This is a genomic window from Neisseria sp. HMSC070H10, assembly GCF_001837635.1.
Classification (GTDB): domain Bacteria; phylum Pseudomonadota; class Gammaproteobacteria; order Burkholderiales; family Neisseriaceae; genus Neisseria; species Neisseria subflava_A.
This window is the reverse complement of sequence record NZ_KV833360.1, coordinates 36,774-52,419: the sequence shown is the minus strand read 5'-3', so window position 1 is coordinate 52,419 and position 15,646 is coordinate 36,774. Positions and strand designations below refer to the sequence as shown.

At 49.6% G+C, this 15,646-nt stretch carries 16 protein-coding genes; 9 read left to right on the top strand and 7 right to left on the bottom strand.

The genetic code is table 11. From position 1 onward, the window contains the following. Positions 1 to 3: 3 nt before the first annotated feature. The 6 genes from HMPREF2606_RS02370 (at position 4) to HMPREF2606_RS02345 (ending at position 3,992) form a co-directional block, all read left to right on the top strand. Complete coding sequence (locus tag HMPREF2606_RS02370) at positions 4 to 390, top strand: hypothetical protein (protein ID WP_070461245.1); 387 nt, start codon at positions 4 to 6, stop codon at positions 388 to 390. A gap of 126 nt (positions 391 to 516) precedes the next feature. After that, on the top strand, positions 517 to 1,860 hold the full coding sequence (gene argG, locus HMPREF2606_RS02365) for an argininosuccinate synthase (protein ID WP_004520241.1): 1,344 nt from the start codon (positions 517 to 519) through the stop codon (positions 1,858 to 1,860). Position 1,861: 1 nt separating this feature from the next. After that, positions 1,862 to 2,077 (top strand): DUF4177 domain-containing protein, encoded by a 216-nt coding sequence (locus tag HMPREF2606_RS02360; protein WP_003749376.1) that lies wholly within the window; start codon positions 1,862 to 1,864, stop codon positions 2,075 to 2,077. A 45-nt stretch (positions 2,078 to 2,122) separates the two neighbouring features. Further along, positions 2,123 to 2,719, top strand: a complete 597-nt coding sequence (locus tag HMPREF2606_RS02355; RefSeq protein WP_003749374.1) for a DUF4240 domain-containing protein — start codon at positions 2,123 to 2,125, stop codon at positions 2,717 to 2,719. Between the two features lie 178 nt (positions 2,720 to 2,897). Further along, entirely contained in the window at positions 2,898 to 3,347 is a 450-nt protein-coding gene (locus tag HMPREF2606_RS02350) for a DUF3290 domain-containing protein (RefSeq protein WP_070712214.1), read from the top strand. Positions 3,348 to 3,359: 12 nt separating this feature from the next. After that, the gene (locus HMPREF2606_RS02345; RefSeq protein ID WP_070712213.1) at positions 3,360 to 3,992 is read left to right on the top strand and encodes a DUF421 domain-containing protein; all 633 of its coding nucleotides are present in this window, start codon (positions 3,360 to 3,362) and stop codon (positions 3,990 to 3,992) included. A 72-nt stretch (positions 3,993 to 4,064) separates the two neighbouring features. Here the strand turns inward: HMPREF2606_RS02345 and HMPREF2606_RS02340 are convergent, their stop codons facing one another. The 3 genes from HMPREF2606_RS02340 to HMPREF2606_RS02330 all read right to left on the bottom strand — a co-directional run bounded on the left by HMPREF2606_RS02340 (position 4,065) and on the right by HMPREF2606_RS02330 (position 6,899). Continuing rightward, complete coding sequence (locus HMPREF2606_RS02340) at positions 4,065 to 4,436, bottom strand: DUF488 domain-containing protein (protein WP_070712212.1); 372 nt, start codon at positions 4,434 to 4,436, stop codon at positions 4,065 to 4,067. Positions 4,437 to 4,500: 64 nt separating this feature from the next. Then, the gene (trpC, locus tag HMPREF2606_RS02335; RefSeq protein ID WP_070712211.1) at positions 4,501 to 5,283 is read right to left on the bottom strand and encodes an indole-3-glycerol phosphate synthase TrpC; all 783 of its coding nucleotides are present in this window, start codon (positions 5,281 to 5,283) and stop codon (positions 4,501 to 4,503) included. Between the two features lie 143 nt (positions 5,284 to 5,426). Continuing rightward, positions 5,427 to 6,899 carry a malate:quinone oxidoreductase gene (locus HMPREF2606_RS02330; RefSeq protein ID WP_070712210.1) on the bottom strand — a complete coding sequence of 491 codons (1,473 nt, stop codon included), beginning with the start codon at positions 6,897 to 6,899 and terminating at the stop codon, positions 5,427 to 5,429. 434 nt (positions 6,900 to 7,333) lie between these two features. On the opposite strand from HMPREF2606_RS02330, the gene HMPREF2606_RS02325 reads away from it, so the two are divergent. The 3 genes from HMPREF2606_RS02325 to HMPREF2606_RS02315 all read left to right on the top strand — a co-directional run bounded on the left by HMPREF2606_RS02325 (position 7,334) and on the right by HMPREF2606_RS02315 (position 9,378). Then, complete coding sequence (locus tag HMPREF2606_RS02325) at positions 7,334 to 7,828, top strand: hypothetical protein (RefSeq protein ID WP_070712209.1); 495 nt, start codon at positions 7,334 to 7,336, stop codon at positions 7,826 to 7,828. Positions 7,829 to 7,910: 82 nt separating this feature from the next. Next, a complete protein-coding gene (rsmG, locus tag HMPREF2606_RS02320) occupies positions 7,911 to 8,540 on the top strand; it encodes a 16S rRNA (guanine(527)-N(7))-methyltransferase RsmG (protein ID WP_070843251.1) in 630 nt (209 codons plus the stop codon). Positions 8,541 to 8,607: 67 nt separating this feature from the next. Further along, positions 8,608 to 9,378 (top strand): ParA family protein, encoded by a 771-nt coding sequence (locus tag HMPREF2606_RS02315; protein ID WP_003681348.1) that lies wholly within the window; start codon positions 8,608 to 8,610, stop codon positions 9,376 to 9,378. A 703-nt stretch (positions 9,379 to 10,081) separates the two neighbouring features. Here HMPREF2606_RS02315 and HMPREF2606_RS02310 read toward each other — a convergent pair. From HMPREF2606_RS02310 to lpt3, 4 genes are all read right to left on the bottom strand, one after another. Then, positions 10,082 to 10,582: an ImmA/IrrE family metallo-endopeptidase gene (locus HMPREF2606_RS02310; protein WP_070843250.1), complete on the bottom strand. Its 501-nt coding sequence runs from the start codon at positions 10,580 to 10,582 to the stop codon at positions 10,082 to 10,084. Beyond that, positions 10,579 to 10,932: a helix-turn-helix domain-containing protein gene (locus HMPREF2606_RS02305; protein ID WP_070843249.1), complete on the bottom strand. Its 354-nt coding sequence runs from the start codon at positions 10,930 to 10,932 to the stop codon at positions 10,579 to 10,581. The genes HMPREF2606_RS02310 and HMPREF2606_RS02305 overlap by 4 nt, the downstream gene beginning before the upstream one ends. A gap of 151 nt (positions 10,933 to 11,083) precedes the next feature. After that, entirely contained in the window at positions 11,084 to 13,933 is a 2,850-nt protein-coding gene (locus tag HMPREF2606_RS02300; protein ID WP_083325211.1) for a DUF3418 domain-containing protein, read from the bottom strand. 65 nt (positions 13,934 to 13,998) lie between these two features. Further along, the gene (lpt3, locus tag HMPREF2606_RS02295) at positions 13,999 to 15,576 is read right to left on the bottom strand and encodes a lipooligosaccharide phosphoethanolamine transferase (RefSeq protein WP_141762175.1); all 1,578 of its coding nucleotides are present in this window, start codon (positions 15,574 to 15,576) and stop codon (positions 13,999 to 14,001) included. Positions 15,577 to 15,646 lie beyond the last annotated feature (70 nt).

The window sequence follows — 15,646 nt, the reverse complement described above, 5'->3', positions numbered from 1 at the left end:
CTCATGTTTGTAATCGGCATTTTTGCGTTTTTCATGTTCATTATCAGCCTTTTTGTGTGTACGTTTGTGCTGATTGTTCAGTATTTGATTATTCGCCGTAAAATTCATCAAGACAAACGGGCAGTCAATTTTCGCGCCAAATATGCTACGCTTTCCACATTTTTTATACAATGGGTTGTTCTGAACGCATTCAGCCTCTTGCCTGCAAACCGTATGATTTTTTCACTGGCAGTCTTTACGGATATTTTACTTGGTTTTTTGTGGTTGTTTTTTGTTGCAACCAATGCAGATGAAATGTGGCGTTTGACCGGGCAAAAAGGCTACTTGTTGTGGCCTTTGGCAGCTGCTTCGGTTTGGGCAGTATGCTTCATTGCATTCAGCGTCAGATAGCACCATCAATAATTGCGGACAAATGCCGTCTGAAAACCTGAATGCTTTTTCAGACGGCATCAAAGTAGATTATCTTATCCATTTATAAGATAATGGTTTCAACTTTTCAAGTCTGGAGGAATCCCAATGAGCCAAAACCATACCATTTTACAAAATCTCCCCGTCGGTCAAAAAGTCGGCATCGCCTTCTCCGGCGGTCTTGATACCTCTGCCGCGCTGTTGTGGATGAAACTCAAAGGTGCGCTGCCTTATGCCTACACTGCCAACCTCGGTCAGCCCGACGAAGACGACTACAACGCCATTCCCAAAAAAGCGATGGAATACGGTGCGGAAAATGCCCGCCTAATCGACTGCCGCGCGCAGTTGGCACACGAAGGCATCGCCGCCATCCAATGCGGCGCGTTCCACGTTTCCACCGGCGGCATCGCCTACTTCAACACCACGCCTTTGGGCCGCGCCGTTACCGGCACCATGCTCGTTTCCGCCATGAAAGAAGACGATGTTAACATTTGGGGCGACGGCAGCACCTACAAAGGCAACGACATCGAGCGTTTCTACCGCTACGGCCTGTTGACCAATCCGGCGTTAAAAATCTACAAACCTTGGCTCGACCAACAATTTATCGACGAACTCGGCGGCCGTCACGAAATGAGCGAATTTCTGATTGCCAACGGCTTCAACTACAAAATGTCGGTTGAAAAAGCCTACTCTACCGACTCCAACATGCTGGGTGCCACCCACGAAGCCAAAGACTTGGAATTCCTCAACAGCGGCATCAAAATCGTTAAGCCCATCATGGGCGTTGCCTTCTGGGACGAAAACGTCGAAGTCAAACCCGAAGAAGTCAGCGTGCGCTTTGAAGAAGGCGTGCCGGTTGCATTAAACGGCAAAGAATACGCCGATCCTGTCGAACTCTTCCTCGAAGCCAACCGCATCGGCGGCCGTCACGGCTTGGGCATGAGCGACCAAATCGAAAACCGCATCATCGAAGCCAAATCGCGCGGCATCTACGAAGCCCCGGGCATGGCATTGTTCCACATCGCCTACGAGCGTTTGGTTACCGGCATCCACAACGAAGACACCATCGAACAATACCGCATCAACGGCCTGCGCCTCGGCCGCCTGCTCTACCAAGGCCGTTGGTTTGACAGCCAAGCCCTCATGTTGCGCGAAACCGCCCAACGCTGGGTTGCCAAAGCCATCACCGGCGAAGTTACCCTCGAACTGCGCCGCGGCAACGACTATTCGATTCTGAACACCGAATCGCCTAACCTGACCTACCAACCGGAACGCCTGAGCATGGAAAAAGTCGAAGACGCAGCGTTCACACCGCTCGACCGTATCGGCCAACTGACCATGCGCAACCTCGACATCACCGACACCCGCGCCAAACTGGGTATTTACTCGCAAAGCGGTTTGTTGGCATTGGGCGAAGGCTCCGTATTACCTCAGTTGAATAATAAGGAGTAAAATGAAAGAATATAAAGCCGTCATTTATCAAGAGAACCTGCTTTCCAGTTTGGTTTTTGGCAGCGCCAAAATCAATCCGGTCAAATTCAGCGATTTCCTCAACAGCCACGCTTCGCAAGGCTGGAAGGTCGTTACCATGGAAAAAGATCAGCGCCGCATGCTGCTGTTTTTCGTGCGTGAAGCCTACGTCGTCATTTTGGAAAAAGAACGTGTTTAAACTCGGCATCTATGCCTGTCTCGGATTGTTCGGAAGATTGGAGCCATGACAATCAACGATTTTTGGAACATCATTGATCAAGCACGTCCTGAATCTCGCAATATTGGAGAATTCAACCAAAACTTGAATCGGTTATTGGAATCTTTACCAGATGAGGATTTATTATATTTTGATTATTTCTTTAAGATGTACGAATGCACAATTATTGCCAGTCCCAATAGATTAATTTGGTCTGCGCTATCTTTGGTGTACGGTGGTAAGCATAAATACAATACTTATGGCTTCGCAGCTTGGCTGATTTTGCAAGGTAAAAGCCACTATCTTGCTGTTTTACACGATGCCGATCGGCTGGCTGATACTGAAGCTACTCAAAACTATTGCAGTGGTAACTTGAAGGGGCATGAGCATGAGTTTCCTGAACAACGTTACTTGGCAGGCAGAATATACAGCAAGAGAAACCGTATCGGTATTCGCGCATTCGAAAAAACTACCAAAGAATTCGCCCCAAAAGCCAACACAGAGTGGCAAAAAATCGAACAGCAAGAATTAAACTCTCCCACCTTTCAGTCCAATAGAAATTGGACACTGGAAGATCTTGCCGTGATACTACCCAATACCTATCAAAAATATATATGTGTATGAATGTACAATTAAATACATATCCGAAAAGAAAATGAAGGACGACGAATTTATCAACTGATACCGCTTTAAAAACACCCTATTTTGAAAACTTAACGCAACATCCTTGTTTAATAGACGAGGCCGTCTGAAATTTAAGTTTCAGACGGCCTTATTACCCTTCCCAAATTTATCAAATACCATGAAATTCTTTTCTCACTTTTATCTTGAAAATCATATGTATTTCAACGACTACTTGAAATACATCCTGATTTTCGCCGCCCTCGTCATCCTCCTGCTCGCCGTATCGCAATACCTGCGCCACCGCATGGACACCAAATACCGCGACCTGAGCATAATTGCGCTGCTGCTGCTCATCCTCATCTGCGGCACGCAATATCTTTCGTACAGCGAGCGTCAAAACTTTGCCGCCGATACTTCGCACATGGTTGGCTTTCTCAATGCCTTGATTGAAAACCAAAAAGTCGAAAAACAAGACATTATCGTCAACAGCACGCGCCTGTCCAACGGTATGATTATCGGCATCAAAAACCAATACTACGAAGTCCATTTCAATCAAGACTTCTCCGCCTACACGCTGACGCCCATCAATTTGGTCAACAACAATATCGAACTCATCGATAAAGAATAACAGGATACACACATGGAAGCATACTCCCTGCTCGCCCTCAAACTACTGATGGGTATTTTAGGTTTGATTTTGCAAATCAACCTCTTAGGTAAAGGCAACCTCGCGCCGACCTCCGCCATGGACCAAGTGCAAAACTATGTACTCGGCGGCATCATCGGTGGCGTGATTTACAGCGACAGCGTCGGCCTGTTGCAATTTTTCCTCGTGCTGATTTTGTGGACGCTGTTGGTCTTGAGTCTGAAATTCATCAAAAACCACAACCGCTGGGTCAAATCCATCATTGACGGCAAATCCGTCTGGGTTATCGTCAACGGCAAAATCCAAACCGATGAATGCATGAAAAACGGCATCAGCGCACACGACCTCATGTTCAAACTCCGCGCCGCCGGCATCTACGAAATCTCTTCCATCAAACGCGCCGTCATGGAGCAAAACGGCCAGCTCACCGTCATTCAGTACGGCGATGAAAGCCTGCGCTATCCACTGATTACAGACGGCCAAGTCGACCCCGACATCCTCGAAATCATTAAGCGTGATGAAGAATGGTTGCAACAGGAACTCGACCGCCTCCACCTTGAAGCCTCGCAAGTCTATATCGGCGAATACATAGACGGAAAATTGGTGGCACACCCTTATCCTTCTTGATTTGAAAATAGCAGGCCGTCTGAAACCTTGATTTCAGACGGCCTTTTTGTATTCAGCCCAAATACTGATTTTTTAATCGCGATATTCAAACCTTGCACCCAAAAATTGAGCCAGTGCGGAGACGTGGGAATGTCGAGGGTCTTTGATGGCGGTCAGCAACAAGATATTGCCGTGTTGTTTTTCCAAATCCAGCAGCCGCTTGATGGCGGCTTGCTCCGTATCGCCATGCAGCTCTTCATGATAACGGCTGACAAAACCGTCGAAATTTTGAGCCGGATTTTCGTGATACCAGCGGCGCAGGTTTGCACTGGGCGTAATGTCTTTCAGCCAGAGCGCAGTGGCAAAAACCTCTTTGCGGACGCCGCGCGGATAGAGGCGGTCGATAAAGACGGCGGTTTGTTTAGAATCGGGTTGATAGGCGTAAATGCGCTGTACGGTAAACATTTTTTCTCGTCTCCAATGGATTCAGGCCGTCTGAAAATTCAGACGGCCTGATGTTTTTTAGGGTTTAAAACAGTTTTTTGACTTCGGCTTCGATGTCGTCGGCACGCATAAAGGTTTCGCCGATCAGGAAAGTATGCACGCCGTGGCCGCGCATGAAATCGACGTCTTCTTTGTTGCGGATGCCGCTTTCGGTTACAACGGTTTTGCCGTTCAATTCAGGCAAGAGGTCGAGGGTTTGTTGCAGGGTCACTTCAAACGTACGCAGGTTGCGGTTGTTGACGCCCCACAACGGCGTGGTCATGTTGCGGCATTTTTCCAGCTCGGACGCATCGTGCAACTCCAACAAGACAGTCATGCCCAATTCGTGGGCAACGGCTTCAAAACGCTCAAGCTGCTCGGCTTCCAATGCGGCGGCAATCAGAAGAATCGCATCCGCACCCCACGCGCGCGCCTGATAAATTTGGTATTCGTCGATGATAAAGTCTTTACGCAAGACCGGCAGCGCCACGGCCGCACGCGCCTGTTTCAAATACTCGGGCGAGCCTTGGAAATAAGGTTCGTCCGTCAATACGGACAAGCAGGCCGCACCCGCTTTTTCATAGGCAACAGCAATTTCGGCAGGATGAAAATCAGGACGGATCAGGCCTTTGCTCGGGCTGGCTTTTTTGACTTCGGCAATAATGGCAGGCAGATTCTGCGCGTGTTTTTCACGGATCGAGCCGATAAAGCTGCGAACCGGCGCAGCAGCCTGCGCTTGGGTTTTGATGTCTTCCAAGGAAACGGCGGCTTTTTGGGCGGCCACTTCTTCTGCTTTGGTGGCAAGGATTTTGTTGAGAATATCGGTCATGGCGTTTTTCTATTGGGGCTGATTTTCGGATTTGAATCGTGCAACATGCTGACGAAGATTAGATTTCAGACGGCCTGAATGCCGCTATTTTAATGGTTTGAAAAAAGGCGGGCAAGAATGCCCGCCTTTGTGTCTGCTTCAATTTAGTGATGAATGCCCAAAACGGACGCGTTGTGGCTGATGATTTCGTCCGCCAAAGTCGGATTGTCGTTCAGCTTGATACCGTAGCCGGGCACCAATTCTTTCAGACGGCCTGACCATGCCTCGATATGGCCTGGGAAGCATTGGTTGATCAGCTTAATCATCAAAGGCACGGCGGTTGATGCGCCTGGAGACGCGCCCAGCAATGCGGCCAGCGAGCCGTCGGCATGGGCGACGATTTCGGTACCGAATTGGAGAACGCCGCCTTTTTTCGGGTCTTTTTTGATGATTTGTACGCGTTGACCGGCAGTAATCAGTTCCCAGTCGTCAGGGTTTGCTTCAGGATAGTATTCGAGCAGGGAGGAGAAGCGTTCTTCTTTGGTTTTGCGCAATTCGCCCAGCAGGTATTTGGTCAGCGGCATATTAGCCCAACCGGCGCGGAGCATAGGATAGAGGTTGTCCATTTGGATGGACATCGGCAGATCCATGAGCGAGCCTTGTTTGAGGAAGTTGGGGCGGAAGCCTGCATACGGGCCGAACATCAAATGGCGTTGGCCGTCCACATTGCGGGTATCCAAATGCGGAACGGACATAGGGGGCGCGCCGACGGAGGCTTGGCCGTACACTTTGGCGTTGTGTTGCGCGGCCGTTTCGGGATTGCTGTTGCGGAAGAAGAGGCCGGAAACCGGAAAGCCGCCGTAGCCTTTGCCTTCGGGGATACCGGATTTTTGCAGCAGGGTCAGTGCGCCGCCGCCTGCGCCGAGGAAGACGAAACGGGTGCGGAGTGTCAATGGGTCGTCATCGTCTTTGGTGCTGCTGGTTTTCAGCACCCATGCGCCGTCCGATTCGCGGTTGAGGTCGTCGACATGACGGTTGAATTTGATTTTTACGCCTTTGTCGCTCAAGTATTTGACCATCTGGCGGGTCAGGCTGCCGAAATCGACGTCTGTGCCTTCGGCGGAGTAGTTGGCGGCGATGGATTGGTTTTCATCACGGCCGTTGACAACCAGTGGCGCCCATTCGGCAATTTTGGCACGGTCGGTAGAAAACTCCATTTTTTCAAAGAGTTTTTGGTTTTTGAACACGTCGAAACGTTTTTGCAGATAACTGCAATGGTCGGCGTTCATCACCAGCGACATATGGGGAACGGAATTGATGAAAGTGCGGTCGGTCAGTTTGCCTTCTTCGACCAAAGTCGCCCAAAATTGGCGGCTGATATGGAATTGTTCGGCAATATTGAGGGCACGGGTCGGATCGATCGTGCCATCGGCAGTCAGGGGCGCATAGTTCAATTCACACAGCGCAGAGTGTCCCGTACCGGCATTGTTCCATGCATTTGATGATTCCAACGCTACATCTTCCAAGCGTTCGATCAGGGTGATTTCCCAAGATGGTTCGAGTTCTTTGAGCAATACGCCCAAAGTGGCGCTCATAATGCCGCCGCCTACTAATACGACATCGGTTGCTTCAGCCATGGTTTTACTCCTACTAAAGTCAGGCATGGTTTGCCTTGTGGTTATCTATCATTATAAACAACTGATTTCATAGGAATTATTTTGTATTTTTGTTGTGTGTGAAACTTTTGTTGCCTGCTGAGTTTCCGAGCGTAAATGGCGGAAGGCAGTTTCGGTTTGGGTTCCAGATTTCAGGTCTTTATAATATGTTATTGAGAATTTAGTAGATTTTACGGAGAAATGCAAAGATTTTCTGTTCGGTTCATATAAAAATAAGAGATTAGGCCATCTGAAAACGTTTTTTTAACCTTTATCCGCCAATGTTTTCCAAGAAAAAAGAATTTTTCATTTCTTTTTTAATTGACCGTTTTTGTCAGCAATTTCAGCGCTAACAAACGTGAATCAACCGCCAATCTGCTATCATTTCGACTTATCCCACAACAAGGCAAACCGCCATGTATCTGACACAAGAAAAGCCCTACCGCCCCCTATTGGTCGCACTGATGTTCCTCACCCTGCCGCTGGCGATGATATTGCACAATATCGTGCAAATCGCCTTTTCAGACGGCCAAGGGCTGCTGATAACGGTCAAAGATGGCGCGTGGGCATGGCAAAGCGGTTGGCAGGATTCCGTCGCATGGTTTGTCTGCGGCATGTTTGCCTTCCTCAACCTGCCGATTGCCGGCGGACTGACCAAGCTGGCGTATAAAAAAATGATGCGCCGGCATTCACGTTACGCCATTTTCCTTGCCGGTGTCGCAGCGTGTGCCTCGGCGGCGGCAGGTTTGATTTTTGAAGCCATCTTAGGCAATGCCGCATTGGCAGGTATGCGCGGACAAGGCGTGTTTTACTACACCCTCTCCGTATGGATCATCGCCATGCTGACCCTGCCCAAACAGCTCACGCGCGCGCCAGAGCAGCCCATCGTCTTTCACAAAATGAAACGTTGATTCAACAGGTACAAACATTTTCAGACGGCATGCTTTCCGTTACCATTACATCCAACGCGTTTTAACCAATAAGGAATAACAAATGAATCAGGCGCAACAGCTCCGCGACGGCATACAGGCACTGGGTTTGGACATCGACGAAGCCAAACAGGCCAAACTGCTAGACTATGCCGCCCTGCTGCAAAAGTGGAACAAAACCTACAACCTGACCGCCCTGCGCGATCCCGCCCAAACCGTCAGCCACCACCTGCTCGACAGCCTGACCCTCTTGCCCTATATCGAACACGCCCAAACCATGCTCGACGTTGGCTCCGGCGGCGGACAGCCCGGCATACCCACCGCCATCTGCCGCCCCGACCTCAACATCACCCTCCTCGATGCCAACACCAAAAAAACCGCCTTTTTACAACAAGCCGTCATCGAACTCGGCCTTAAAAACGTCCGCGTCATCAGCGGCCGCGTAGAAGCCGCCGCCGACTGCCGCGCCGATGTCATTACCAGCCGCGCCTTTGCCGAACTCGCCGACTTCGTCAATTGGACCGAGCACCTCCTCAAAGACGGCGGCTACTGGGCGGCCATGAAAGGCATATATCCACAAGAAGAAATCGACAAACTGCCCGAAAGCGTCGCCGTCGAAAAAGTCGAAGCATTGCACGTCCCCCAACTCAATGCCGAACGCCATATCGTCATCATCCGCAAAAAGGCCGTCTGAAAACAACCCAAGCATACCGAATAACGGTACAATCCAGCCATCCACACTTAACACGACAGCAAAGCACATGAGCGCACAAATCCTCGCCGTCGCCAACCAAAAAGGCGGAGTCGGCAAAACCACCACCACCGTCAACCTAGCCGCCTCCCTGGCCTCCAAAGGCCGCCGCGTCCTCGTCGTCGACCTCGACCCCCAAGGCAACGCCACCACAGGCAGCGGCATCAACAAAGCCACCATCGAAAACGGCGTTTACCAAGTCGTCCTCGGCGAAACCGACATCCCCAACGCCGTCGTCCGCAGCAAAGAAGGCGGCTACGACGTATTGGGCGCCAACCGCACACTGGCCGGCGCAGAAGTCGAACTCGTCCAAGAAATCGCACGCGAAATCCGCCTCAAAAACGCCCTGCAGCTCGTTGCCGACAACTACGACTACGTCCTCATCGACTGCCCCCCATCCCTGACCCTGCTCACCCTCAACGGCCTAGTCGCCGCCAACGGCGTCATCGTCCCCATGCTTTGCGAATACTACGCCCTCGAAGGCATTTCCGACTTAGTGGCCACCGTCCGCAAAATCCGCCAAGCCATCAACCCCGACCTCGACGTAACCGGCATCGTCCGCACCATGTACGACAGCCGCAGCCGCCTCGTCGTAGAAGTCAGCGAACAGCTCAAACAACACTTCGGCAACCTGCTCTTCGATACTGTCATCCCCCGCAACATCCGCCTCGCCGAAGCCCCCAGCCACGGCCTCCCCGCCCTCGCCTACGACGCCCACGCCAAAGGCACCCAGGCTTATCTCGACTTGGCCGATGAACTGATTGCACGGTTGGAAAAATAAACAGAAATATGAATATAAAAAGGCCGTCTGAAAGTTGGGAAATACTTTCAGACGGCCTTTGGTTTGATTGGGAAGAACATTTTAAAAAGACCGCGTGCGTGCGTACCGCACACACCCTACGCATAAATTTTAAACTCTTTGTAATTCACAGGTAGGGTGTGTGCCCGAAGGCACGCACGCGGTTGAATGGAGGCTACGGCTTGCTTTCAGACGGCCTTAAAATTCTATTAGGTATTCATAAGCGAATGCAAAAAAGTCGTCTGAACTCAATTATCAGACGACTTTTATCTCAAAAATGCAGTGGCCTTGTTAAATTAGATAAGAACCACATACATATTTCTACCACCATCTAAGCAAGTTTTACTTAAAAGAGTGATAATTGGTTTGGATAAGAGCGACAATGTTCGCATACACTTTCCCATCGACCAAGTCGATAACGAATATATGCACGCACATGCACTGCTCTAGGAAACTGACAAATCATGAATTTGTCTCCTAAATTGGTTGCCCGTCTCTTAACTAAAGTGTAGACAGACTTACAAGATAGGTCTAAAATTCACTTTTGAATATTGTAAATATAGGCCGTTCCTTGTAAGTCGTAACCAGTGGACAGGAGAACTGCTTTAATATTGTGTTGGTAGCACAATATCCCTACTTCTGAACGATTTGGAATGTTGGTAGCATTTCAAATCGTTTTTTTATCTTAGAACAATTCTAATTGTTTTGGTTGAATGTCTACTTCAAACAACTTCAACATAATTTTAGCAAAGTAATCTGCTTGTTCTTCCGCATCATCCAATCGAGTTACAATGTACCCTTCTGATTTCCAATAAACTGGCTGATGGTTTAGAACAACATGGCCAATCTCATGAAATAACACCTCCAAATCTTCACTTTTTCTTTTTCTTGTTCCATCAAAAACTCGCTCAGGTATTGTAATTTCTCTTTTACAAGGAACACTTTCCCCTTTTTTCAATTTACTATGAATCTTATCCCACGTTGCGTTATTTTCAATATGGATAGAGATATCAAGTTCTTTTGTAATGGCACAAATATCAAAAATGCTTTCAATATTTTTAAGGGATATACCGTGCTGACTAAGTCGAAGGAAGAGCATAACCGCTTTCTTTCTAATTTCTTCCTCAGTTCGTTTTTTCACGACGTATCCCCGTGGTGTATAGGAATTTTCTTCTGATAAACTCATACATTTCCTTCCAATATTTTTTTAATTGCATCGATTTGTTCTTGTGTTAAATCACTTTTTGCAAAAGTAACCATCGTTTCCTGCTTATTTATATCCAATCCCTCCAAACTCATGATCCCATTAGATAATATGGCACTACTTTCAAGCTTATCTAAATCAGCACCGTTTGCTCCTTTGTTGATTAGGTATTCTTTAATAGTGGGAATTAAATCCATTGGAATTTTCTTTGTCCCTGTTTCAATCGCACTTAAGAAAGATACGGTTTTACTAATACCTTTTGCCATGCTAGAAAGGGTCTCACCTGTATCAATCCTCGCTTTCCTAATAATTTTTCCAAATTCGGTTACCATAAATATCATCTCCTGTTAGTAAAACTAGCTGTTCGAAATATTTATACCTAATATCTTCTGAACATAGAACTAGATTTCATTTTGTAAATTATACTGAATAAAATAAAAAAATCAACTCAAGAGGTGAAATTATTTCTTATATAATCACATATTATTGATTTTTATATTTATTTTCCCATTCCTTCAACAACCTCTTCACCGACACCGGATACGGTGTCTTCAACTCTTGCGCAAACAGCGATACCCTCAATTCTTCAATCATCCATTTAAACCCAGCAAGGCCGTCTGAAATGGGGAGGCCTTGTTTCACCAGGCTGTCGGTTTTTTCCTGCCACATTTGTTCCAGCTCTTGAATATCGGCTTCGCGGGCGGCGTCTCGTGATGGGTTGCTACTGTATTTTTCGAGACGCAGGGTCATGGCTTTGAGGTAGATGGGCAGGCGCGGCCATTGTGCCCACGGAGTGCGAGTGGCGAAGCCGGGGGCAAGCAGGGTTTGCAGGCGTAGTCTTAGAAGGTGGGTCAATGGATGTTTGCCAAGTTTGCCGTTCAGTTCGGCGTAGGCGGCTGCGGTTTCCTGCAAGTAACGGCTGAGGGCTTCTTTGACGGCAGGCAGGCGGCTGCGGGCGCGTTTGATTTGTTCTTTGAAGGCTTTTTCGTTGCGCGGCAGCTCGTCTTCGCCGATAAAGGCTCGGTCGCAGACGGCTTGGGTGAGGTCGTCGCGCAGGGTGTCGGCGTTGATGTGTTTGAGCAGCATGGCGGCTTGGGTGAAGCCTTGGATGCCTTTGTTCAAATCTTTTACCTGCTCTTTTAATTGCAGCTTCATCAATTCGATTACGCCTTGACGGTGTGCCTGTTCGGCGGCTTCGTTAGTGTCAAACAGGCGCAGGGCGATGCGGCCGTCTTTTTCTTTTTGCAGGCCGAGGTAGCCGGTGAGCTGCTGTTTGCCGCGTGCGAATTTGATAGATTCGGGTAGGGTGCCGATGTCCCATGCGGTCACGTTGTCACGCTCGAATTCTTGGGTGTTGTCGCGGAAGGTAACGGCGGCGGCTTGGCCGAGCTGTTGTTGCAATTCGTGCAGTTTGCGGCCGCCGGCAAGCTCTTGTCCTCCGTCGTCGATAATGCGCAGATTCAGATAGCAGTGTTCGGGCAATTCTTGCGCCGCCCATGCGTCTTGGTCGATTTGCTCGAGAATCCGCATATCGCCGGCGCTTTTGGCAATAAAGTGCGCCAACTGGGGAATGATGGCTGCTTGGCGGTCGGGATTGCTTTCGAGAAATTTGGTGATGAAATCGGGTACGGGCACGCAAATGCGGCGGATTTGTTTGGGCAATGCTTTAATCAGCAGCTGGATTTTTTCGCGCAACATACCGGGCACCAGCCATTCGAGCGACGGCGCGTGCAGGCGGTTGAGGACGGTCAGCGGCACGGTCATGGTCACGCCGTCGAGAGGATGGTGCGGCTCGAAGCGGTAGGAAAGTTTGAACTTGCCGTCTGCGGTTTGCCAGAATTTGGGGAACTGCTCTTCGGTAATGTGCGCGGCGGCGTGTTGCATCAGATCGTCGCGGCTGAGGAACAGCAGGCGCGGATTGTCGCGTTCGGCGGTTTTGAGCCAGGCTTCAAAGGTGCGGATATCGGCAAGGGGCAAAGGTTTCAGACGGCCTTTGCCTTTTGCGGCATGCTGATTGGTCTTGTTGTCTGATCCGTTTTGTTCGGCATTTTTATCTGACAGGTTTTGTCCGCCCTCTTCACTTCCCCAAATGCCGCCTTTCGCGTCTTTCCACACCAGCTCGGGCAGGCGTTCGTTATAAAACGCAAACAGGGCTTCGTCGTCGACCAATACGTCTTGTTTGCGCGATTTGTGTTCGAGTTCGGTAATTTCTTTAATCAGCTTTTTATTGTGGGCAAAAAAGGCCGTCTGAAGATTGCTTTCCTGCGCCACCAATGCGCCGCGGATAAAGATTTCGCGCGCTTCTTTGGGCGCAACTTTGCCGTAAGACACGGGGCGGCGCGGCAATACGGTCAGGCCGTAAAGCGTCACGCGTTCACTGGCGATGACTTCGCCGCGTTTTTGCTCCCAGTGCGGCTCGAAATAATGATAGCGGACGAGGTGCGGCGCTTCCTGCTCTATCCATTCGGGCTGGATAACGGCGACGTCGCGCGCGTAAAGGCGCGTGGTTTCAACCAATTCTGCCGCCATCACCCATTTAGGTTTGGCTTTGAACAAGGCTGAGGCGGGGAAAAGGTGGAAGCGGCTGCCGCGCGCGCCGGTATAGTCGTTGCCGTCAGGCGATTTCATGCCGACGTTGGCGATAAGGCCGGTCAGCAGGGCACGGTGGATTTGTTCGTAGCCGGCTTCTTTGGCGGCGCGGATTTGGGCGCGGTGTTGTTTCTTATCCAGTTGTTTTTGTTTGAGCTTGGCCGCCAAATCTTGGTCGCCTTGGCTTTCAGACGGCCTTAATTGTTCTTGGGTAGGAGGTTGTCGAAACGCGGCTTCTTTGGTGGCCAAACCCATTTCAATCGCGGTTTGGGCAAGCTGGTGGTGCAGCTCGCGCCATTCGCGCATACGCAGGTGCGACAGAAAATATTGGCGGCACCACTGCACCAGCTGCTTGTTAGACAAACCTTTGTCGCGCTCGCGCTGGAAACTGTCCCAAATATTCAGATAGGCAAGAAAGTCGGATTGCTTGTCGGTAAAACGCTCGTGCGCCTTGGCGGCGGCATCGCGCGCTTCCAACGGCCGCTCGCGCGGGTCTTGAATCGACAGCGCGGACGCAATCACCAATATTTCCGCCATGCAGTCGTGTTTCTTCGCCGCCAGCAAAATGCGCGCAATTTTCGGGTCGATGGGCAGGCGCGCCATTTGTTCGCCGAGCTTGGTCAGGCGGTAGCGCGTGTTGGCACCGATATGGCCCGAACTGTTTTGCAGGCCGTCTGAAACATTGGCTGGGTTGGATCGGGCATCCATGCCTGATCCGCGTACTTGGTTTTTCATATTTTGCATAGTCTTGTCGGTCGGGTATCTTCCCCGACATCATCTAAATTTGTCTTTATTGGTTTTCACGCCGCTTATTGCGGATAAACATATTCCGCCTTGCCGTCGCGAATGTTCAAGCTGCCTGCATCACCTGTAATCAGATTGCCCGTTACCGAGCCTTCGCGACAACCTGAAACCGGCATATCGTAGCCCAGCGTGTGAATCAGGAACGTTGAAAGCTGCTGATGGAAGGCAATCTCGCAAGGCGCAAAAGCTTGGTTGGCAGCCTGTTGCACGGCCTTATCCGGGCTGTACAACACCAGCGGCACGAGATAGCTGTCGGGCTGCACCGTGCCTTGATTGTAGGTATCTTGGCGCACATACTGGCCATGATCGGAGGTATAGGCAAACAGCCAGTTGCCGTCAGGCTGCTTTTGCAGCTGCTCGAATACGGTTTGAATCATTTGGTCGGTTTTGTGGATGGTGTTGTCGTACTTATCCACAATATTGGCTTCGCCGAAAACTTTATCTTGAGGCTGCAACAATGCGCCGTATGGGACGTGCGAACCGCGTTGGTGCAACACAATAAAATGCTTGCCCTGCTGCAAATTGATTTTGTCAAACAGCGGCAGCAGTTTCTCATCGGGCATATTGTCGCCGTTGCCGTAGCCAAGCTGCGTCGGCTGAATCAGATGGTCTATCCATTTCTTACCGATTAAGTTCAAAATTGCCATCTCGTTTTCCGCCTGCGCGCTATAAAAATACGTTTCATAGCCCTGCTCTTTAGCGAGGCGGAACATATTGGTATCGCCGCTGCTGATTTGCTCATAGCCGTTGGCATGCGGTATCGCATTGAAAAAGCTGGGCAGGGACATAGCCGTCATCAAAGCGGCGGAATAGCTTTGTTTCACAATCGGCTTAAAGTCGGCTTGCGAAAGTTGGGTTAAAAACGGCGAAGTTTCGCGGCCGTAGCCAAACAATTTCAAATGCGCCGCGCTTTCACTCTCGCCCATAATCAGGATGATATTTTGAATACTGCCTTGTCCGGTTTTGCTTGGCGCTGGCTGTTTGAACACAGGGATTTTGCTTAAATCAAACAACTGATACGGCAATACGCGCCCGACAAAATAGCCGAAGCTGAAATAATTGGCTTTGATGCGGCTGTATGTTGGTTTGGGCGAAATACCGTGTTCCTGCGTCGTACTGAATGAACGTCCAAAAATCAATAACATCGCCGCAATAAACAATATATCGGCGGCAAAATGCGTCTTACGGCGGAACTTGGCAAGGCTGCAAAACAACACGACCTCCAACACGCCCCACAACGCAGGCAGCCACAACTTATCCAACATCGACGCGCCCGCGCTGCCGACTTCGGTAACCTCTTTCAGCATCAACCAATAATTAATGCCTGTCATCCAACTTTGATAAACCGCATAATGCACATTGTTGGCAATGATGCTGAGCGCAAAAAACAACGCAATCAGCAATCGTGAAGCCTTATAACGCGCAAACAGATACAGCGCAGCAATTACAAATGTCAGTGCAAACGTTTCTGCAATTTTCGCAGCCGGCAGGGTTTCAATCCCGAATACAAAACGATAGGCAATTTCGCTGGCAGTCAGTAAAGACGAATACAGAACAAGCGTGAAGAAAGATTTTTGCATCATTAATATTTCACAATAAAAAATTTACCGATTGAGTTTTAAAACCCAATATTCCCTTTTCGATAGTTTTTAG